20 protein-coding genes and 1 pseudogene are annotated in these 18701 nt (G+C 74.9%); 13 read left to right on the forward strand and 8 right to left on the reverse strand.

Annotated features, from left to right (window positions below):
- Positions 1-12: 12 nt before the first annotated feature.
- Positions 13-1158, reverse strand: coding sequence for a baeRF2 domain-containing protein (locus SCA03_RS01625; protein WP_030878279.1), 1146 nt, complete (start codon positions 1156-1158; stop codon positions 13-15).
- Positions 1159-1308: 150 nt separating this feature from the next.
- On the opposite strand from SCA03_RS01625, the gene SCA03_RS37135 reads away from it, so the two are divergent.
- The 8 genes from SCA03_RS37135 to SCA03_RS01660 all read left to right on the forward strand — a co-directional run bounded on the left by SCA03_RS37135 (position 1309) and on the right by SCA03_RS01660 (position 7289).
- On the forward strand, positions 1309-1767 hold the full coding sequence (locus tag SCA03_RS37135; RefSeq protein WP_030878281.1) for a MerR family transcriptional regulator: 459 nt from the start codon (positions 1309-1311) through the stop codon (positions 1765-1767).
- Positions 1768-1813: 46 nt separating this feature from the next.
- On the forward strand, positions 1814-1957 hold the full coding sequence (locus SCA03_RS34920; RefSeq protein WP_158102251.1) for a hypothetical protein: 144 nt from the start codon (positions 1814-1816) through the stop codon (positions 1955-1957).
- Between the two features lie 106 nt (positions 1958-2063).
- Entirely contained in the window at positions 2064-2504 is a 441-nt protein-coding gene (locus SCA03_RS01635) for a four-helix bundle copper-binding protein (RefSeq protein ID WP_030878284.1), read from the forward strand.
- A 382-nt stretch (positions 2505-2886) separates the two neighbouring features.
- Positions 2887-3618 (forward strand): hypothetical protein, encoded by a 732-nt coding sequence (locus tag SCA03_RS01640; RefSeq protein WP_086814658.1) that lies wholly within the window; start codon positions 2887-2889, stop codon positions 3616-3618.
- 71 nt (positions 3619-3689) lie between these two features.
- Positions 3690-5030, forward strand: coding sequence for a sensor histidine kinase (locus SCA03_RS01645; RefSeq protein ID WP_230988435.1), 1341 nt, complete (start codon positions 3690-3692; stop codon positions 5028-5030).
- Positions 5031-5124: 94 nt separating this feature from the next.
- Positions 5125-5772: a response regulator transcription factor gene (locus tag SCA03_RS01650; protein ID WP_086814657.1), complete on the forward strand. Its 648-nt coding sequence runs from the start codon at positions 5125-5127 to the stop codon at positions 5770-5772.
- 107 nt (positions 5773-5879) lie between these two features.
- Entirely contained in the window at positions 5880-6137 is a 258-nt protein-coding gene (locus tag SCA03_RS01655) for a hypothetical protein (protein ID WP_030878294.1), read from the forward strand.
- Between the two features lie 120 nt (positions 6138-6257).
- Positions 6258-7289 (forward strand): glutathione S-transferase family protein, encoded by a 1032-nt coding sequence (locus SCA03_RS01660; protein ID WP_030878296.1) that lies wholly within the window; start codon positions 6258-6260, stop codon positions 7287-7289.
- Here SCA03_RS01660 and SCA03_RS01665 read toward each other — a convergent pair.
- Together SCA03_RS01665 and SCA03_RS01670 are read right to left on the reverse strand one after the other, a co-directional pair.
- The gene (locus SCA03_RS01665; RefSeq protein ID WP_086814668.1) at positions 7277-7963 is read right to left on the reverse strand and encodes a 2'-5' RNA ligase family protein; all 687 of its coding nucleotides are present in this window, start codon (positions 7961-7963) and stop codon (positions 7277-7279) included. The genes SCA03_RS01660 and SCA03_RS01665 overlap by 13 nt on opposite strands.
- Before the next feature lie 104 nt (positions 7964-8067).
- Positions 8068-8436: a nuclear transport factor 2 family protein gene (locus tag SCA03_RS01670; protein WP_030890338.1), complete on the reverse strand. Its 369-nt coding sequence runs from the start codon at positions 8434-8436 to the stop codon at positions 8068-8070.
- A 295-nt stretch (positions 8437-8731) separates the two neighbouring features.
- Here SCA03_RS01670 and SCA03_RS01675 point away from each other — a divergent pair.
- Positions 8732-9524 (forward strand): annotated as a pseudogene (locus tag SCA03_RS01675) (nucleotidyltransferase domain-containing protein).
- 84 nt (positions 9525-9608) lie between these two features.
- Here SCA03_RS01675 and SCA03_RS01680 read toward each other — a convergent pair.
- Positions 9609-10997: an NADP-dependent succinic semialdehyde dehydrogenase gene (locus SCA03_RS01680; protein ID WP_030878309.1), complete on the reverse strand. Its 1389-nt coding sequence runs from the start codon at positions 10995-10997 to the stop codon at positions 9609-9611.
- 97 nt (positions 10998-11094) lie between these two features.
- Positions 11095-11463: a DEAD/DEAH box helicase gene (locus tag SCA03_RS01685; RefSeq protein ID WP_230988436.1), complete on the reverse strand. Its 369-nt coding sequence runs from the start codon at positions 11461-11463 to the stop codon at positions 11095-11097.
- A gap of 258 nt (positions 11464-11721) precedes the next feature.
- On the opposite strand from SCA03_RS01685, the gene SCA03_RS01690 reads away from it, so the two are divergent.
- Both SCA03_RS01690 and gdhA read left to right on the forward strand, forming a co-directional pair.
- Entirely contained in the window at positions 11722-12345 is a 624-nt protein-coding gene (locus SCA03_RS01690) for a GNAT family N-acetyltransferase (RefSeq protein ID WP_030890331.1), read from the forward strand.
- A 150-nt stretch (positions 12346-12495) separates the two neighbouring features.
- The gene (gdhA, locus tag SCA03_RS01695) at positions 12496-13839 is read left to right on the forward strand and encodes an NADP-specific glutamate dehydrogenase (RefSeq protein WP_030878318.1); all 1344 of its coding nucleotides are present in this window, start codon (positions 12496-12498) and stop codon (positions 13837-13839) included.
- Between the two features lie 210 nt (positions 13840-14049).
- Here the strand turns inward: gdhA and SCA03_RS01700 are convergent, their stop codons facing one another.
- Positions 14050-14640 (reverse strand): TetR/AcrR family transcriptional regulator, encoded by a 591-nt coding sequence (locus SCA03_RS01700; RefSeq protein WP_086814656.1) that lies wholly within the window; start codon positions 14638-14640, stop codon positions 14050-14052.
- A 136-nt stretch (positions 14641-14776) separates the two neighbouring features.
- Between SCA03_RS01700 and SCA03_RS01705 the strand changes: the two genes are divergently transcribed.
- On the forward strand, positions 14777-16297 hold the full coding sequence (locus SCA03_RS01705) for a DHA2 family efflux MFS transporter permease subunit (protein WP_170223826.1): 1521 nt from the start codon (positions 14777-14779) through the stop codon (positions 16295-16297).
- On the opposite strand, the gene SCA03_RS01710 is transcribed toward SCA03_RS01705, so the two are convergent.
- Positions 16287-17117 (reverse strand): alpha/beta fold hydrolase, encoded by an 831-nt coding sequence (locus tag SCA03_RS01710; protein ID WP_086818156.1) that lies wholly within the window; start codon positions 17115-17117, stop codon positions 16287-16289. The genes SCA03_RS01705 and SCA03_RS01710 overlap by 11 nt on opposite strands.
- Positions 17118-17174: 57 nt before the next feature.
- Here SCA03_RS01710 and SCA03_RS01715 point away from each other — a divergent pair, with 57 nt between their 5' ends.
- The gene (locus SCA03_RS01715) at positions 17175-17702 is read left to right on the forward strand and encodes a MarR family winged helix-turn-helix transcriptional regulator (RefSeq protein ID WP_051846366.1); all 528 of its coding nucleotides are present in this window, start codon (positions 17175-17177) and stop codon (positions 17700-17702) included.
- A 31-nt stretch (positions 17703-17733) separates the two neighbouring features.
- Here SCA03_RS01715 and pip read toward each other — a convergent pair whose 3' ends face one another.
- Positions 17734-18660, reverse strand: a complete 927-nt coding sequence (gene pip / locus SCA03_RS01720) for a prolyl aminopeptidase (RefSeq protein WP_212767249.1) — start codon at positions 18658-18660, stop codon at positions 17734-17736.
- Between the last annotated feature and the right edge of the window lie 41 nt (positions 18661-18701).

Here is an 18701-nt window from a genome sequence, read left to right on the forward strand (position 1 = left end):
AACCCGGGCGGTTCAGGAGAGGGGTGCGCCGCCCGGGTCGTTCGTCCAGCGCAGCAGGGCGCCCATCCCGCCCACCGGGACGTCCCGTTCGCCGTCGGTCACCAGGACCTCGGCGTCCGTCGCGGCCGCGCTGCGCAGCAGGGCGTCGTCGGCGCGGGCCGGTGCCGGGTCGGAGGAGCCCAGGTAGCGCAGCTCCGAGCGGCGCACCCCGAGCTGGTCGGGGTTCTCGCCGACCCACACCTCGCGCCCCCGGTCGGTGCCGCCGGGCCCCATCAGCAGCGTCCCGATGCGGTGCTCGCGTGCGGCCTCCACCAGGTCGGGCACGTCCTCCGCTGTGCCCGCCGAGAGGCCGGGGGCGCCGGGCGCGTGCCCGGCACGCAGCCCGTCCAGTGCCTCGGCGGTGTGCCGCTGCGCGTAGTCGGCGCGGGCCTGCTCCGTCGCCTCGTCCAGCAGCTCGGAGTCCGAGCCGGCCGCGCGGCCCCCGTGCCGGGTCTCCACCGCCGCCTCCCGCAGGGCCGGGGGCAGCCGGTCGTGCACCGCGCGGCGCTCCCGGGCGTCACCGCACAGCACCAGGACGTCGGCGCCGGTCGCCGCGAAACGCTCGGCGACCGCGTCGGCGATCAGACCGGCGTTGGACTCCCAGGTCTCCTCCACCCGCAGCTCGAAGTGGCGCTCGGACATGTCGCCGGTCGCGGTGCGGTGCACCGGGTAGTCCGAGCCGAGCGCCTGCCCGGCCGGGCGCACCCCCTGGGAATCGCGCAGCTCCATGTCGGCACCGGTGCGGTCGATCCGCACCGTCAGACACAGCGGGTCCTCGCGCATCAGCTCGGGCAGCGGAGCCAGGTGGGGAAGCACCGAGTACGACGTGAGCGTCTGCTGCGGCGGCTGGGTCAGCGGCAGATCGAGCACGACCTCGCCCCGGTTCGCGAAGACGGCCCTGCCGTGCGGCTCGTCCTGCGGCCGGAACGCCTCCAGCCGCTCGGTGACGGCACGGGCCGTGCGGCTGTCGGCACCCTGGCCGATCAAGGTCTCGCCCGCGTCGCGGGCCGTCAGCCGCCGCTCGGTCCCCGCCGACTCGGTGGCCTGGGCCGTACCCGCGTAGGCCGTCGCCCACGGACCGCTGCGGGCGAAGAGAGGGGTGAGGGATTCGAGGTGCATGGTGCCTCCCTGCTTCGCGGCTGCTTGCGCAGTCCGCCGGGTACCCGGGCACGGGCCCCCGACACCGGCGGCGCCACGGACACCGCCGATGCCAGGGGGCCTCCGCCCTCCGTTGACCTTCGAGCCGCTCGAAGGCGCACAATCGCCGCCGTGGACGACACCGACCGGGCGCACCGCGCCACCCGGGACGCGCCCGCACGGGCCGGTACCGGAAACCTGATGAGCATCTCCGCCTTCGCCCGCCGCGTCGGCCTGGCGCCCAGCGCCCTGCGCTTCTACGACGACTGCGGCGTCCTGAGCCCCGCCGCCGTCGACCCCGTGACCGGCTACCGCTCCTACTCCCCGCAGCAGCACGACCGCGCCGTGCTGCTGCGGCGGCTGCGCACGGCCGGGCTGCCGCTCACCGGGGCCACCGCCGTGCTGGACGGCCCCCGCGACGGCCGGACCGTACGCGGACTGGACCCGGAACGCGGTCGCCGAGGGACTGCGGGCCACCGGCGCGCTGCCCGAGCGGGACGCCGAAGGACCGCTGCGCCGGCTGCTGGCCGCGCTGTGCGCCCGGGCCGACCTGGTCACGCTGGGCCTGCTGCTGCCGTCCTGGCTCGGTGACCTCGGTACCGAAGAGGACCGGACACGCTTGCTGACCGTCCTGAACATGGCACACGCCTCCCGCCGGCTGCCCGCCGAGGACCTCCGCACCCTCCGGGACGCACTCGCCGCGCTCTCTCCCGCGCCGCAGCAGGAGCCCGCCCCCACGAGCGGCTCGGCGACCGTTCCCGCGACCGGCTCCGCCCCCTGAGCCCGGCCTGTCGCGCCCGGGCGAGGAGCGCTCCGCCGAGCGGTTTCACCCTCGCCCCGCGGTGTCACCACGGGAACGGGAGGACGATCCCGAGGAGGCGCGAGCCATGACCACCGTTGTCGAGGAAATGCGCCGGACCCACCCGGTCGCACCGGATCCCGCCGTGGACGACGTCCTGGTGCGCTGTGTGGCCGCGTGCCAGTCCTGCGAACAAGCCTGCACGGCGTGCGCGGACGCCTGTCTGGGCGAGGACCAGGCGGACCGGCTGCGCACCTGTATCCGGCTCGACCAGCAGTGCGCCGACGTGTGCCACACCACGGCACGGCTGCTCATCCGGCACCACGACGGGCACGGCGGTTCCCTGGCGGGCCAGGCCGAACAGGGCGCCGTACGCGCCCAGTTGGAGGCGTGCGCCCTGCTGTGCGCGGCCTGTGCCCAGGAGTGCGAACGGCACGCCGCACACCATGCGCACTGCCGGGTGTGCGCCGCCGCCTGCCGCAGCTGCGAGGAGTCCTGCCGCGCACTGCTGGCCACCCTGGAGCACTGACCCCGACCCCCGCCCGGCCTCCGCCGGACCCCCGCCGGTGCCGGTCTGACCACGCCCGCCGGGTGAGCCGCCACGCGACCGCCGCGAGACCCCTGCCGGACCGCCGTCGCAGCTCTCCCGGGGCCGACCGACCGCCGCCGCAGCTCTCCCGGAGGCCGCAGGACGTCCCCGACGTGCGGCCCTCCCGTAGCGGGTGCGGCGTCCTCCGCCCCGGGAGTCGGCCGCCGGTCCCCGGGCGGAGGACGCGCCTCCGGCTGCCCTGAGTGGGGCGGACCGAACCCCGGGGTGGGGCAGCCCGAACCCCCGGGAGGTGGTGGGCCGAACCCTCTGGATCCGTGGCGGCACGATCGATCCGCGCCCGTGGCCGCACGAGCCTTGGGGCATGACGAGTGCACCGACCCCGTCGAATTCCTCGCCGTCCGCCCCGGGTTCGCCGTCCGCCCCGGGTTCGCCCCCTTCCCCGAGCCCGTCGGCCGAACCGGACGCGTCGCGTCCGCCCACCGGGCCGGGTGCCGGCCCCGCCGCCGGGCCCACCTCCGGCAGCCGGCTGGCGCTCGTCCTCGGCGAACCCTTCCGTGCCCGCACCTGGCGTCGGGTCGCCCACATCCTGCTGGCCGTTCCCGTCGGCCTGGTGTCGCTGCCGCTCGCTGCGGCCGGTGGCCCCGCCGGGCGCCTCCAGTACGGTCTGGCGCGGCTGCTGCCCGGCGTGGCGGGCGGGCCGCGCACGCCGGGCGGGCCGCGTGCGTTCGCGCACGCGCTGCTGGCCCTTCCGCTCAACGTCGTCGCCCTGATGACCACGTGCTACGGCTGGGCGCTCGTCCTGCTCAATCTGGCCTGGCCGCTGCGGCCCCTGGTCGGCATGCCGCTGCACGCGGAACGCTCCTGGGGCGGTCCGTCCGTTCTCGGCGCGTGGCTCGTCCACGCCGCGGGCGGGGGTGTGACCTTCCTGCTGGCGATGCCGTGGATCTGCCGCGGACTGGCCGCGCTCCAGGCCCGGCTCCTGACGAGCGTGCTCGGCGGACGGGGCGGCGCGGCCGGGACGACGGTGGTCCTCGCGCTTCTGGTGGCGGGAGGGGGTGCCGTGCTCGCCGTCCCGGTCGTCCACCAGCTGTGACCGGCCACCGCCCCGGCCGCTCCGGCCCCTCGCCCCTGGACGTGTCGGCGCCCGCGCCTACGCTGAGGACCGTGCCGTCCCTCCCGACAGCCCCGACCGCCGCCCCGGCGCGCCGGATCGCGGCTGCCGCGGCCACCGCTCTGCGCCCGGTGTTCGGGCTCGGGGCGCTCGCCCGGGTGCTGTACGCGCTGCTCGCGCTGCCGCTGGGGCTGCTCCTGCTGGCCCTCGTGCCGGTGGGGCTGCTGCTCGGTGTGCTGCTGTCGTGGACGGCGCCGGGGCTGTGGCTCCTGGCCCTCACCGTCCGGGGCGCGCTCGCCGCCGGTGCGCTGAACCGGGCGCTCACCCGGTGGCTGCTGGACGAGACGATCGAGCCGCCGCCGCACCCCGCGGGCCCCCGGGCGGGCGCGCGGCGGCGCGCGTTGCTGCGAAGTCGCGCCGGGTGGCGGGCGGTCGGCTGGTGCCTGTCCGGCTGGGCCCTGGCGCTGCCGCCGCTCGTCGCGGTCGTCGCCGGATACGTCTACGGCCTGCTGTTGCTGGCGCATCCGGTCCTGCGCCACTGGAACGTGCGTACCGTGCGCGAGCCGGACGGAACGGTCCGGCACGTCGCCCTGGAGATCGCCGACATCTCCTTCGACCCGTGGCCCCGCTTCCTCGTCCCCATGGCGGCCGGTGCGCTGCTGCTGGCCGCCGCGCCGCTCCTGCTGCGGTGGGCGTTCCGGCCCTACCGGTGGGCGGCGCGTGCCTGGCTGGGGCCCAGCGCGGCCGATCTGCGCATCCGTGCCCTGGAGGAGAGCCGTGCGCTGGCCGTCACGGACTCCGCCGCCACGCTGCGCCGGCTCGAACGCGATCTGCACGACGGCACCCAGGCCCGGCTGGTGGGCCTGGGGATGCATCTCACCCTGCTGCGCGAGCTGCTCGACAGCGGCGCCGGCCCCGAGCGGCTGGGCACGGTCCTCGACACCGCCCGGGAGAACGCCCATTCCGCCGTCGTCGAACTGCGCGATCTCGTCAAGGGCATCCACCCGCCCGTGCTCGACCAGGGCCTGGACGCCGCGCTGTCCACCCTGCTCGCCTCGGCGCCGCTCCCGGCCGAGCTGACCTGTGCGCTCCCGCGCCGCCCCGGCCGCCCGGTCGAGGCCATCGCGTACTTCTGCGCCGCGGAACTCGTCGCCAACGCCGTCAAGCACAGCGGCGCGCAGAAGCTGGCCGTCGACGTCCGGCTGGACGCGGAACAGCTCGTGCTGACCGTGCGCGACGACGGACGCGGGGGAGCGGTGGTCGGCGCCGGCAGCGGGCTGAGCGGGCTGCGCGCGCGGGCGGGCACCGTGGACGGAACCCTGGAGTGTGCCAGCCCACCGGGAGGCCCTACGGTGGTCACCGTCCGGCTGCCCGCTTCCGGTCTGCGGAAGTGACGGGCGGCATGCGGCAGTCGGCCACGGGCGCGTGCACGGTCGGGCCCGCTCCGGGCGCCGGGAAGGACACCACAGCGGACGGGGGAGCCGGGCCATGCGCGTCGTGATCGCCGAGGATTCCGCGATTCTGCGGGACGGCCTCGCCCAGCTCCTCACGCTGCGCGGGGTGGAGGTGGCCGCCGCCGTGGACGACGCCGAGCAGCTGCTCGCCGCGGTCGGCACCCATCGCCCCGACGCCGCCGTGGTGGACATCCGGCTGCCGCCCGGGCACAGCGACGAGGGGCTGCGGGCGGCGGCCGAGCTGCGTGCCCGGCACCCGGGCACCGGCGTGCTGATCTTCTCCCAGTACGTGGAGACCCGGTACGCCGAACAGCTGCTGGGCGACGGCGCGGCCGGCGTCGGCTATCTGCTCAAGGAACGCGTCACGGACATCGGCGAGTTCACCGACGCGCTGCGCCGGGTCGCCGCCGGCGGCACCGCGCTCGATCCCGAGGTGGTCTCCCAGCTGTTCGGCGCCCGCCGCCGGGCGGGAGCGCTCGACGCCCTGACCCCGCGCGAGCGCGAGGTGCTGGGCCTGATGGCCGAGGGCCGCTCCAACCAGGCCATCGCCGCGGGCTTCGTCGTCTCGGAGCGCGCCGTGGAGAAGCACATCGCCAACATCTTCGGCAAGCTCGGCCTTCCTCCGACGGAGACCGGGCACCGCCGTGTCCTGGCCGTGCTGCGCTACCTGGAGAGCGGCTGAACCCGGCGCGGCCCGCCTCCTCGGTCAGGAGTTCGTCAAGTCACCCATAACGCAGGGGAGTTGGGGAATTCTCCCCTGGTGGCGGGAGGCGACACCGGGGGTGGGACATGACACAGACGGGTGCGCGGCGGTGCGCGGCGGCCGATGCGAGGGATCCGACACCGTGCGAGGGACGGGCCGACGCCGTGGCCGTCCTCGACGCGGCGGGACGGCAGCTCACCGGCTGCGTCCACCACGGCGCCCGGCTGCTGGCCAGCCTGGACGGCGGCCGGCTGCACCCCTCGGCTGCGGCGCTGCCCTGGGCCGTCGAGGTGTACTGCCGGGCCGCCGAACTGCCGCCGTCCCCCTGGATCGTGGGGCGCTGAGCCGCCGGCGCAGCGGGGCCGCGGTCCTCGCGTCGCTCTCGGCAGCCGGCGGTGCGTGATGGTGGGATGCGGGCAGGGAGTCCGGCAGGCTCCCGCCACCCCGCGCGAAGGAGAGACGGCATGTGCCCCGCTGACACCGGCGAAGGCGCCGGAAACACCGAGTACGGCAGGAAGGCGTTCAAGCGGTCCAGGAGCCACTTCGCGGACCGGATCACCGCGGACGGGCGGGACGGCTGGCCCGTGGAGGCGGGCCGCTACCGCCTCGTCGTCAGCCGTGCCTGCCCCTGGGCGAGCCGGGCGCTGGTCTCCCGGCGGCTGCTGGGACTGGAGAGCGCGCTGTCGCTGGCCGTCGCCGACCCCATCCAGGACGACCGCAGCTGGCGCTTCACCCTCGACCCGGGTGACCGCGACCCGGTGCTGGGCATCCGCTTCCTGCACGAGGCGTACGACAAGCGGGAGACGAACTATCCCGGCGGGGTGAGCGTCCCCGCGATCGTGGACGTGCCCAGCGGCGAACTCGTCACCAACGACTACCAGCAGATCACCCTCGACCTGGCCACCGAATGGTCGGCGCTGCACCGCCCCGGCGCACCCGACCTGTACCCCGAGGCGCTCCGCGACGAGATCGACGAGGTGGCCGAGGGCGTCTACCGGGACGTCAACAACGGTGTCTACCGCGCCGGGTTCGCCACCGGCCAGGAGGAGTACGACAAGGCGTACGCCGATGTCTTCCGCCGGCTGGACCTGCTCTCCGAGCGGCTGCGCGACCGCCGCTATCTGGTCGGGGACACCCTCACCGAGGCCGACATCCGGCTGTTCACCACGCTGGTCCGCTTCGACGCCGTCTACCACGGCCACTTCAAGTGCAACCGGAACAAGCTCGCCGAGGACCCGGTGCTGTGGGCCTATGTGCGCGACCTGTACCAGACGCCCGGCTTCGGGGACACCGTGGACTTCGACCACATCAAACGGCACTACTACGTCGTGCACACCGGCATCAACCCGACCTCGATCGTGCCCGTCGGCCCCGACCTGTCCGGCTGGCTGACGCCGCACCACCGCGAGCAGCTCGGCGGCCGGCCGTTCGGTGACGGTACGCCGCCGCCCCCGGTGCCCGCCGGTGAGGAGGTTCCCGCGGGTCACCGGCCCTGAGCGCCGGCCGCCCCGCGGGCCGCTCCTCCCGGCGGGGGCGCCGCCGGCCCGCCGGGGCGTCCGTCGTCCGCGCCCGTGCCACCCGCCGCCGCCTCGGCGCCGAGCGGGAACGACAGCCACGGCACCCACCGCCGCCCGTCGTGGACCACCAGATCGACCGCCCGTATCCGCGCCCGCACCGGCAGGTGCCCGGCCAGCCGGGCCTCGATCGTCCGGTGCACGGCCGCACCGCCGGTGTTGGCGACGGTCAGATGCGGATCCAGCTCGCCCAACAGCCCGCCGTACGGCGGGTGTTCCGGCCAGCGGGCGGCCACGGCCCGGGTGAGGGCCCGCAGCGGCGCCGCCGGCTCCGGCACCAGGTGCAGCACACCGGGGAAGCGACCGCAGCGCGCGAATTCCACGGTGAACGGCGGGTGCCCGGCGAACAGCCCGGCGAGGGCGGCGCGTTCGGCCGGGCCGACGCCGGAGCGGTGCAGGAAGGGGAAGAGCACGGTCAGATGGGCCGTGCCGCCGTGGCGCGCCGCGGTGTCGTACCGTGCCCGCCAGTGCGCCACCAGCGCGTCGGCCTCCGGCACCGGCACGCTCAGCGCCGTCGTCCCCACCGCGACCGGCCATCCCCCGCCGTCCTGCGCCCGGTCCTGCTCCGCCGTCGCCGCCGCCTCCTGTTGTGCCATGGCCGCACGGTAGGCCACGCCGTCGGCCGCCGTCCGCCCGGCCGCCGCCTCTCCGCACCCCCGTGTGCTCCCCGGGCAGCGCGAGCGGGGGCGGTCCCGCCGGGTCAGGCGCCGGGCACGCGGTCCAGGAAGCCGTGCACGGCGGTGATGCGGCCGTCCGCGTCCAGCGTGACGACATCGGACCCGGCGGCCGGCGAGCTGCCGTCGGCCGTGGAGACGAGGTCCCAGCTGAACCGGGCGATGTCGTGGTGGCCGTCGACGCCGCCGGTCATCCGGAACTCGCAGCCGGGGAACTGCTCGCGGGCCGCACCGATCGCGGCCGTCAGCTCCGCGTGGCCCCGCACCGAGGCCAGCGGATCGGTGTACGAGCCGTCCTCGGCCCAGGCGGCGGCCACGGCCGCGGCCCGGGCGGCGGCGTCCGGGGCGTTCCAGGCGGCGAAGTAGCGCTCGGCCGCCGTCTCGTAGATGCTCATGCCGGATCCTCTCCTCGGTGGCCACCGCTCGGTCGGCGGCCGGTGCACCGACGATGCCCCGGCGCCGGCCGCCGGGTCGATGACGCCCGGGGTAATGCCCGCCGACGGCCCCGCCGCTGCCGGCCACGGCGCGCCGTGTTAGCTTCCGCCGTGTGAAGTGACGAGCCCGCGGCGGTCCCGCCCACGCCCGCACCGGCCCCCGTACGAGCAGCGCTCCGGCCGCCGGTGCGCTCGGGCTGTCCGGGCCGGCCGCGTTCCGTGCCCCTGTTCACTTCACCGGAACGGAAAGATCCGTATGACCGACACCTGTGCACCTCCCGCCTCGGCCGCGGACGACGAAGCCTTCCTCGGCCGGCTCGCCGACTCCCTCGCCGCGCTGGGCCACGTCGAGGCCGTGACACTCGGCGGCTCCCGCGCCACCGGCACCCACGGCCCCGACAGCGACTGGGACGTCGCCGTCTACTACCGGGGCGCCTTCGACCCCGCCGCACTGCGTGCCCTCGGCTGGCCGGGCGAGGTCAGCGAGCTGGGCCTGGGGCGGCGGTGTGTTCAACGGCGGGGCGTGGCTCACCGTCGAGGGCCGGCGCGTCGACGTCCACTACCGCGACCTCGACGTCGTCGAGCACGAACTCGCCGAGGCCGCCCGAGGCCGGTTCCACTGGGAGCCGCTCATGTTCCATCTGGCGGGCATCCCCAGCTATCTCGTCGTCGCCGAACTCGCGGTCAACCGGGTGCTGCGCGGCTCGCTGCCCCGCCCCGGCTACCCGCGTGCGCTGCGCGACAGCGCCCCCGCGCACTGGCGGGAGACCGCCGGGCTGACCCTCGCCTACGCCAGGGCCAACAGCGCGCCCCGGGGCGGCCGTACGGAGGTGGCCGGGGCGCTGGCCGTCGCCGCCATGCAGACCGCGCACGCGGTGCTGGCCGCGCGCGGCGAGTGGGTCACCAACGAGAAGCGGCTGCTGGACGCCGCCGGGCTGCGCGGTGTCGACGACGTCGTCGCCGCGCTCGGCACGGAACCCGCCGGGCTGCTGCGCGGGATCGAGGCGGCCGAGGCGCTGTTCGCGCGGGCCACCGGCACCGCGGGCTGAACCCGCGCACGGCAGCGGGCGGCCCGGCGCCCCGGAGCGAGGCGCCGGGCCGCCCGGCGGGAGAAGAGCCGCGTGTGCGGGCGGTCAGGCGCGCCAGACCGTGGTCGCGTTGCAGAACTCCCGGATGCCGTGCCCGGCCAGCTCCCGGCCGTAACCGGACCGCTTGACGCCGCCGAACGGCAGCGCGGGGTGCGAGGCGGTCATGCCGTTGACGTAGACACCGCCGGCCTCCAGATCCCGTACGAAGCGGTCCACTTCGGCGTCGTCGTGCGTCCACACGTTGGAACTGAGCCCGAACGGCACATCGTTGGCGATGTCGATCGCCTCCTGGATGTCACTGACCCGGTACAGCGAGGCCACCGGGCCGAAGGACTCCTCGCGGTGGATGCGCATGCGGTCGGTGATGCCGGTCAGGACCGTCGGCTCGTAGTACCAGCCGCGGTCCGCTCCGCCGGGCCGCCGGGCGCCGCACAGCGCGGTGGCGCCCTGCGCGAGGGCGTCGTTCACCAGCTCCTCCAGATCCGAGCGGCCCCGCTCGCTGGAGAGCGGGCCGACATCGGTGGCCTCGTCCAGCGGATCGCCCACGGTCAGCTCCCGCATACCGGCCACGAACGCCTCGGTGAAGGTGTCGTAGACGTCCGTGTGCACCAGGAAGCGCTTGGCCGCGATGCACGACTGGCCCGTGTTCTGCACCCGGGCCGTCACCGCCGTACGGGCGGCGGCCGCCACATCGGCCGACGGCATCACGATGAACGGGTCGCTGCCGCCCAGCTCCAGCACCGTCTTCTTGACCTCGTCGCCCGCGATGGCGGCCACCGAGCGGCCGGCCGGTTCGCTGCCGGTCAGCGTCGCCGCGACCACCCGCGGGTCCCGCAGCACCGACTCGATGGCGCCGGAGGACACCAGCAGTGTCTGGAAACAGCCCTCGGCGTAGCCGGCGCGCTGGAACAGCTCCTCCAGGTACAGCGCCGTCTGCGGCACGTTCGAGGCGTGTTTGAGCAGGCCGACGTTGCCGGCCATGAGCGCCGGCGCCGCGAACCTGATCACCTGCCAGAGCGGGAAGTTCCACGGCATGACCGCCAGCACGGGCCCCAGCGGCCGGTAGTGCACCCGGGCGGAGACGGCGCCCGAGTCCCGGACGTCGGCCTCGTCCGGCCGCTCGTCCGCCAGGAGCGACTCGGCGTGCCGGGCGTACCAGCGCATCGCCTTGACGCACTTGGCCACCTCGGCGCGTGCGGCGGTGACGGGCTTGCCCATCTCCGTGGTGACCAGGCGTGCCACCTCGCGCTCGTCGAGTTCCAGCAGACCGGCCGCCGCCTCCATGAGTCGCGCCCGCTCGGCGAAGGACGTGGTGCGGTAGGCGCGGAACGCCGCGTCGGCCCGGGCGATACGGCGCTCGGTCTCCCGCTCGCTCAGCGGGTCGAAGGTCTTGAGGGTCTCGCCGTCAGCTGGGTTCACCGTCGCGATCGGCATGAGGAAACCTCTCGGGTCGGGTACGTCGTATCTGCCGGGTCCCCGGCTGCCGTGCCGGCACGCGGCGGGATGCCCGGCGGATACGCGGTGCGCCGGCTCACTCGTCGTAGCGGGTGGGCGGGAAGTCCCTGCGGTCCTTGCGGGCCTGCAACTGGTCGGGGTCCAGCTCGCCGCGCGCCAGTTCCCTGTCGACCTCGGCGCGCTCCGACTCGTACTGCCCGGACCGCCGCACGTCCTCGGTGCCGGGCGTCCGCCCCGTCGGTGTGCCCTCCGACGGCGGGGCCGCGGCGGGGACGTCCTCGGGGTCGTAGGCGTCCACCCCGTTCTCCACCCGCTCGGCCTCGGCGCGGCGCGCGAGCTGCTCGTCGTCGGGCTTCTGGGGCATTCCGCCGTGGAACTGCCGCTCTCCGGGACCGCGTGCCTGGTCGGGGCGGCCGCCTTCCTGATCCGGCTGGCGCTTGGACATGTGCGCCTCCTCACCTCGCGGTGATGTTGCGTCCTCTCCCCAGGGAACACCCATCCGGCGGGCAGCACCAAGCGGGGCCGACGTCCGATGCGTGTATGCGCCATGCACTCACCTGCGCGTTCCCGGCCGGGACGGGGGGCCTCTTCCGGTGGACGAGCGGTCCCGGTCGGGCACGGGAGGGGGCGTTCGCTCGTTGTGTCCGCCGGGGGCCGTCGTGCCTCCCGAGATCCGGACGTTCCGCCCGCACGAGGAGCCTTCATGACCGGAACCGAACACATCGGGGCCGCCCCCGCCGACGCCGCGATCCGCCTCGCCCTGCCGGAGGACCTGCCCACCGCCCTGCGCACGCTGACCTCGGCGTTCGCCGACTACGCCTTCACCCGGCACGTGGTCGCCGCCGACCGGCACGAGGAGCGGGTCGGCCGCTTCCAGGAGCTGTTCCTGACCCGGATCGGCATGGAGTACGGCCGGGTGTGGGTGGTGGACGGCGGTGCGGCGGCCGCGGTGTGGACGACACCCGAGCGGGACCCGGCCCCGGGGTTCGCCGCGATCGGCCCGGAGCTGGGCGAGCTCGCCGGGGACCGGGCCTTCGCCTTCGAGTCGGCCGAGCGGGCGCTGGCCCCCTACCGGCCCACGGAGCCGGCCTGGTTCCTCGGCACCGTCGGTGTCGCCCCCGACGCGCAGGGCCGGGGCCTGGGCAGCAAGGTCGTGCGGGCGGGCCTCCGCGCGGCGGACGAGGCGGGCCACCCCGCGTTCCTGGAGACGTCCAGCGAGCGGAACGTGGCCTTCTACGAGCGCCTCGGCTTCACGGTGACCGGCGAGGTCGACCTCCCGGACGGCGGTCCGCGCACCTGGACGATGCTGCGCCGGCCGGGCGTCTGAGCGCTCCCCGGTCGGCCGGGCGCCGGCGTCCCGCGTCTCGTATGCCGATCACCCTACGGGCACGTACGGCATCCACACGTACCCTCTGGGAAGCCTGTTCGAAAGAAGATGGGTGACGACCGAACCGACCGACAGACGAGGAGGGTGCCTGTGGACGCCAGCGCCCGTATCGAGGCCGTGTACGCCGACGTGCTGCGCCGCAATCCCGGCGAGGAAGAATTCCACCAGGCCGTGCACGAAGTGCTGCACAGCCTGGGCCCGGTGCTGAGCAAGCGGCCCGAGTACGCGGAGGCGAAGCTCGTCGAACGGCTCGTCGAACCCGAGCGGCAGCTGATGTTCCGGGTGCCGTGGACCGACGACAAGGGCGAGGTCCACGTCAACCGGGGCTACCGCGTCGAGTTCAGCAGCGCGCTGGGCCCCTACAAGGGCGGCCTGCGGTTCGTCCCGCACCTCGCCCTGGGCACCGTCAAGTTCCTGGCCTTCGAGCAGATCTTCAAGAACGCGCTCACCGGACTGGGCATCGGCGGCGGCAAGGGCGGCGCGGACTTCGACCCCAAGGGGCGCAGCGACGCCGAGGTCATGCGCTTCTGCCAGTCCTTCATGACGGAGCTGTACCGCCACCTCGGCGAGCACACCGACGTCCCGGCCGGCGACATCAACGTCGGCACCCGCGAGATCGGATTCCTCTTCGGCCAGTACAAGCGGCTGACCAACCGCTACGAGGCCGGCGTGCTCACCGGCAAGGGCACCGGCTGGGGCGGCTCGCAGGCCCGTACCGAGGCCACCGGCTACGGCACCGTCCACTTCGTCCAGGAGATGCTCGCCACCCGGGGCGAGGAGCTGGCCGGGCGCCGGGTCGTGCTGTCCGGCTCCGGCAACGTCTCCCTGTTCGCCATCGAGAAGGCACAGGCCCTCGGTGCGCACGTGGTGGCCTGCTCGGACTCCTCCGGCTACGTCGTCGACGAGCGCGGCCTCGACCTCGACCTGCTCAAGGAGATCAAGCTGGAGCGCCGGGCCCGGCTGGACACCTACGCGGAGGCCCGCCCGGCCGCCGAGTTCTCCTCGCGCGGCTCGGTCTACGACGTGGCCTGCGACATCGCACTGCCCTGCGCGACGCAGAACGAGCTGACGGAGAAGCACGCCGTCGGCCTCGTCAAGAACGGCGTCAAGGCCGTGGCGGAGGGCGCCAACATGCCCTGTACGCCGCCCGCCGTCGAGGTCTTCCGCGACGCCGGTGTCCTGTACGGGCCGGGCAAGGCCGCCAACGCGGGAGGCGTGGCCACCTCTGCGCTGGAGATGCGGCAGAACGCCGCCCGGGAGATCTGGGGCTTCGAGGAGACGGAGGGCCGGCTGGCCGCCGTCATGCGGGACATCCACACCGAGTGCGTCACCGCGGCCGAGGAGTACGGCGCCCCCGACGACTACGTGCTGGGCGCCAACGTGGCCGGTTTCCTGCGGGTCGCCGACGCGATGCAGGCCCAGGGCCTGGTCTGACGGCTGCGGCCTCCGCGGTCCCCGCGCGCCCGCGCACCTTCGCGGCCCCGCGCGCGGGGGCGGGGGCCGTCGGTGCGGCCGCCGGGAGCGGCCGGACAGCGTGGCGCGGCTGCGGCGACCGGGTCCGGGAGCGCCGGAGTTGCGTGCGCGCCGACTCTTGTGCGCCGGGTACGGACCGGGGTCTCGGCGACGGCGGGGGAGCGGGGCGGGTCAGGTCCGCCCCGGTGGTTGCGGCCGGGCTCCGAGGGTGGGCGGTTCGGCTGCGGGCAGGCCGCGCAGCAGGCTGTCCAGGAACAGGTCGAAACGTACGGGGGCGTCCCCGAGCAGCCGCTGTTCCTGCGCGCCGAGCCAGGTGACCAGCGAGGTGCCGAAGATGTACCAGCTGTGCAGCGCCGTCTCCCGGGAGGCGCCGGCCGCGGTGAAGGCGGAGACGACCGCGTCCTGCATCGTCGTGAACGCCCGTGAGTGGCGGTGGGGCCGGGAGACGCGGGTCGCATAGCCGGGGACGGCGAGGAATTCGTCGTGTGCGGCCCAGCCGAGCCGGGCCAGCCAGGAGCGCCAGTCGGCGGCGGTCGGCGGCTCGGCGGGCACGATCCTGTCCACGACCACTTCGCTGACCAGGTCGATGATCCCGTCCCGGCCGTCCACCCACCGGTAGAGCGCGGAGTGCGAGACGCCGAGCCGGGCCGCCAGTTCGCGCATGGACAGCGATTCCAGATCACCCGAGGCCACGGCGGCCCGCACGATCGTCTCTCGGCTCAGCCGCGCGGGCGGGCCGGGCCGCTTCCCGGGACCAGTCATGACCAGGACTTTACCGAGCCGCGGACGAGTGCTGTGCGGCAGGTGGTGACCACTGGTCTCTATTCGGTTAGGCTCACCTTAGTTTTGGTGAACTGGCGCTCGTCGGCGCTCCGGTGGGCCGACGGAAGGGAGCACTGTGTCCGGGGACGTGTCCGGTCGTGTGGCCGGTGAGGTGGCCGAGGAGGCGCCCGGGGAGGGGTCTTCCGGTGCGACGACGGGTTCCACGGGGGCGGGGCGTGCGCCCTCGCCCGCGCTGCGCATGGTGCTGGCCTGCGGTGCGCTGTTCCTCGTCGTGCTCGACGCGACGATCGTCTCGGTCGCCCTGCCCGCGATCGGCGGCCGGCTCGGCCTGGGCGGCGCGGGGCTGGGCTGGGTGGTCAACGCCTACACCCTGGCCGTCGCGGGTGTGCTGCTCCTCGGCGGGCGGCTCGCCGATCTGTTCGGGGTCCGCGCGGTCCTGGTGGGCGGGCTGGCGGTCTTCAGCCTCGGCAATCTGGGCTCGGCGTTGGCCATGGAGCCCGCCCAGCTGATCACCGCGCGTGCCGTGCAGGGGATCGGCGGTGCGCTGCTGCTCCCGGCGACCCTGACCGTCGTGCACCGGACCTACGACGATCCGGTGCGCCGCACCCGGGCGTTGGGCCTGTGGAGCATGGTCGGCGCGGTCGGCGCCGCCGCCGGGACCGTCGCCGGGGGATTCCTCACCGACAGCCTCGGCTGGCGCTCGGTCTTCTGGACGAAGGTGCCGCTCGGCGCGGCGCTGGCCGTCCTCGGGCTGTGTGTGCTGACCCGGCGGACCGCGGGGGCCCGGGCGCCGCGCCCCCGGCTCGATGTGCTCGGCGCGCTGCTGGTGACCGCCGGGCTGACCGCTCTCGTGTACGGCATCGTCGCCGTCCGGGACACGGCCACGCGCGGTGGGGCGCAGGCCGCGCTGGTGGCGGCCGTGGTGCTGCTCGGGGTGTTCCTCGTGCACCAGGCCCGCTGGGCGCCCGAACCGCTCGTCCCGCTGCGGATCTTCGCCCACCGCTCGGTCAGCAGCGCCAACGTGGTCGTCTTCTGTCTGGGCGTCGCCTACCTGGCCAGCCCGGTGCTGCTCGCCCTGTACCTCCAACAGGTGCTGCACTACAGCGCGAGCCGCGCCGGCTTCGGCTTCCTGCCCGCCGCGTTCGCGGTGATGCTCGGCGCCCAGCTGGCCGGGTGGCTCACCTCGCGCTGGGGTCCGCGCCGCACCGCCGTGCTCGGTACGGCGCTCACGGCCGCCGGGTTCCTGCTGCTGGCCCGGGTGGGGGAGCACAGCTCCTTCCTGCCGGACATCGCCGTGCCGTCGCTGGTCTTCGGGCTGGGCGCGGGGCTCTCGTTCACGCCGATCACGGTGAGCGCCACCAGCGGTGTCGACGCCTCGCTGACCGGTCTGGCCTCCGGGCTGCTCAACACCACGCGCCAGGTGGCCACCGCGCTGGGTGTCGCGGTGCTCTCGACGGTCGCCGAGGCACGGGGCGGCGCGGCGGGCTACGCGCTCACCTTTCTGATCAGCGGCGGCCTGGTGCTGCTCGGCACGGTGACGGCCCTGGTGTGGATGCCGGCGCCGGGGGCGTCACGTACGGCGGGGGAGGCGGGGGCATCGGGGGGCGGGCCGTCGTCGCGCGGTGTCAGGGGGTGAGGCCCGCGAGGAAGTCGCCCAGCAACGAGTTGTAGGTATCGGGGCGTTCCATGTTGGGGAAGTGGCCGGCGTTCTCGACGGTGGCGGCGCGGCCGTCGGCGACCGTGCGGACGAGGCGTGCGGACATCGCCAGGTGGTCGGAGGTGTCCAGCGCGCCGTCGATGGCCAGGACCGGGACGGTGATGTCCGCGGCGCGCTTCCAGGTGTCCTCGACGGGGACGCGGTGGTCCGGTTCGCCCGCGGTGTGCTTGGCGATGGTCCGCTGCGTCATCTCGCGCAGCCGGCGGAGCACCTCGGGATCCACGTCGGCCGTCTCGCGGTGGGGTCCGGCCGCGAACCGCAGATGGACGGCCAGCCAGCGCTCCGCGTCGCCCGCGGCCAGCGCGCGCTGCTGTTCGGCGAAGGCCGCCAGGTTCCAGGGGTCCTCGAACGTGGGCTCGCTCGTCCCCACCCCGGTGACCACCACCGCGCGGACCAGCTCGGGGTGTTCGAGCGCGGTGTCGACCGCGGTGGCGCCGCCCATCGAGACGCCGGCCAGGACCGCGGAGGGCAGATCGAGGTGGCGCAGCAGCGCGGCCAGGTCGTCGGTGGCGCGGAAGGGGCGGGTCGCGTTGGCGGATTCCCCGTGTCCCCGGGCGTCCGGGGTGATGACCCGGTACCGCGAGGCGAAGGCCGCCCGCTGGGCGTCCCACATGCCGTGGTCGGCGAAGCCCGCGTGGAGCAGGACGAGGGGCGGCCCGGAGCCCTCGTCGAGGTAGGCCAGGCGCCCGTCGGGCGTCGCGAACGAGGAGATCCGGGAACGTGCGTCACCGTCAGACATGACAACCAAGGTGTCATTTCTCTGGGGAGTTGGCAACCCAGGTGTCATCCTGGTGGGGTGACAGACGACACCGCCTCCCGCGCACCCTCCCCGGACCCGTCCCGAGCCCCGCTGCCTCCCGGTGAACTCGCCGCCCGGCTGGCCGAGGTCTACTCCCTGGTCGGTCCGCTCTACCGGCGGGCCCACCGCAAGATGGAACAGGTCGCGCCGACCGAGAGCCTCTCGGTCGGCATGCGTGCCGTGCTGGATCTGCTGCGCGAGCACGGGCCGCAGACGGTGCCCCAGATGGGCCGCGCCCAGGCGCTCAGCCGGCAGTTCGTACAGCGGATGGTCAACGACGCGACGGCACAGCACCTCGTGGAGGCCGTCCCCAACCCGGCGCACCGGCGCTCCCCGCTGATCCGGCTCACCGAGGCGGGCAGCGCCGCCGTCGGCGCCCTGCACGCCCGCGAACAGGACCTGTTGAGCCATGTCGGCGGCGAACTGACCCGCGAGGACGTCGAGTCCTGCGTCAAGGTCCTCACCCGGATGCTGGCGTTCCTGGACGACGTCGACGTGGACGTCGCCACCGACGAGCAGACGTAGGGCGCCGAACGGGCGCTGCGCGGCGGCCCGTTCAGCCGGTGGCGGCGAAACGGTCCAGGGCCGCCGTGATCCGTCGCCCGGTCTCCTCGGTGCCCAGGTGCCCGGCGTCCTCCACGACGGTCAGCTCCGCGTCCGGCCAGGCCCGGGCCAGCTCCCAGGCCGTCTCCAGCGGGCCGCCCAGATCGAGCCTGCCGTGCACGAGGACGCCCGGGATCCCGGCCAGGCGGTCCGCGTCCCGCAGCAGCGCGCCCTCCTCCAGCCAGGCGCCGTTCGAGAAGTAGTGCGCGCAGATCCGCACCAGCCCCAGCCGGTCGCGCGAAGGGCGGTCGCTGTAGGGGCGGGTGGCGCCGCCGGTCTCGCCCAGCAGCACCGTGTCCTCCCAGGCGCACCACTCCCGCGTCGCCCGCTCGCGCACCGCCGCATCGGGGTGGCCGGTCAACCGGGCGTAGGCGGCGGCGAGTTCGACGCCGCTCGCGTCGGCTGAGGCGCCGGCGGCCGTCCGGAAGCGTTCCCACTGGCCGGGGAAGTAGCGGCCCACGCCCCGGTAGAGCCAGTCGATCTCGCGGCGCCGGGTGGTGGTCACCGCCGCGATCACGATCTGCGACACCCGGTGCGGATGGGCCTCGGCGTAGGCCAGCAGCAGCGTCGAGCCCCACGAGCCGCCGTGCAGCAACCACCGCTCCACACCGAGGTGTTCGCGCAGCCGCTCCATGTCGGCCACCAGGTGCCAGGTCGTGTTGTGCCGCATGGGGGTGGCCGGGTCGCTCGCGTGCGGCGTGCTGCGTCCACAGCCGCGCTGGTCGAACAGGACGATGCGGTACCGCGCCGGGTCGAACAGCCGCCGCCACCCCACCCCGCAGCCGGACCCGGGGCCGCCGTGCACGACGAGCGCCGGCTTGCCCTCCGGGTTCCCGCACACCTCCCAGTAGACGCGGTTGCCGTCACCCACGTCGAGCATGCCGCTGTCGTACGGCTCGATGTGCCCGAACACCCGCCCAC

Source organism: Streptomyces cacaoi, assembly GCF_006539165.1.
GTDB lineage: Bacteria > Actinomycetota > Actinomycetes > Streptomycetales > Streptomycetaceae > Streptomyces > Streptomyces cacaoi.

Bases quoted from the DNA above. Each gene is read 5' to 3' on its own strand.
- SCA03_RS01660 (WP_030878296.1), top strand. From the start codon at position 6,258: ATGTGCCCCGCTGACACCGGCGAAGGCGCCGGAAACACCGAGTACGGC.
- SCA03_RS01680 (WP_030878309.1), bottom strand. From the start codon at position 10,997: ATGCCGATCGCGACGGTGAACCCAGCTGACGGCGAGACCCTCAAGACC.
- SCA03_RS01710 (WP_086818156.1), bottom strand. From the start codon at position 17,117: ATGTCTGACGGTGACGCACGTTCCCGGATCTCCTCGTTCGCGACGCCC.
- SCA03_RS01640 (WP_086814658.1), top strand. From the start codon at position 2,887: ATGACGAGTGCACCGACCCCGTCGAATTCCTCGCCGTCCGCCCCGGGT.
- SCA03_RS01700 (WP_086814656.1), bottom strand. From the start codon at position 14,640: ATGACTGGTCCCGGGAAGCGGCCCGGCCCGCCCGCGCGGCTGAGCCGA.
- SCA03_RS01685 (WP_230988436.1), bottom strand. From the start codon at position 11,463: ATGTCCAAGCGCCAGCCGGATCAGGAAGGCGGCCGCCCCGACCAGGCA.
- SCA03_RS01690 (WP_030890331.1), top strand. From the start codon at position 11,722: ATGACCGGAACCGAACACATCGGGGCCGCCCCCGCCGACGCCGCGATC.
- SCA03_RS01625 (WP_030878279.1), bottom strand. From the start codon at position 1,158: ATGCACCTCGAATCCCTCACCCCTCTCTTCGCCCGCAGCGGTCCGTGG.
- pip (WP_212767249.1), bottom strand. From the start codon at position 18,660: ATGCTCGACGTGGGTGACGGCAACCGCGTCTACTGGGAGGTGTGCGGG.
- SCA03_RS01655 (WP_030878294.1), top strand. From the start codon at position 5,880: ATGACACAGACGGGTGCGCGGCGGTGCGCGGCGGCCGATGCGAGGGAT.
- SCA03_RS01650 (WP_086814657.1), top strand. From the start codon at position 5,125: ATGCGCGTCGTGATCGCCGAGGATTCCGCGATTCTGCGGGACGGCCTC.
- SCA03_RS34920 (WP_158102251.1), top strand. From the start codon at position 1,814: ATGGCACACGCCTCCCGCCGGCTGCCCGCCGAGGACCTCCGCACCCTC.
- SCA03_RS01665 (WP_086814668.1), bottom strand. From the start codon at position 7,963: ATGGCACAACAGGAGGCGGCGGCGACGGCGGAGCAGGACCGGGCGCAG.
- SCA03_RS01635 (WP_030878284.1), top strand. From the start codon at position 2,064: ATGACCACCGTTGTCGAGGAAATGCGCCGGACCCACCCGGTCGCACCG.
- SCA03_RS01670 (WP_030890338.1), bottom strand. From the start codon at position 8,436: ATGAGCATCTACGAGACGGCGGCCGAGCGCTACTTCGCCGCCTGGAAC.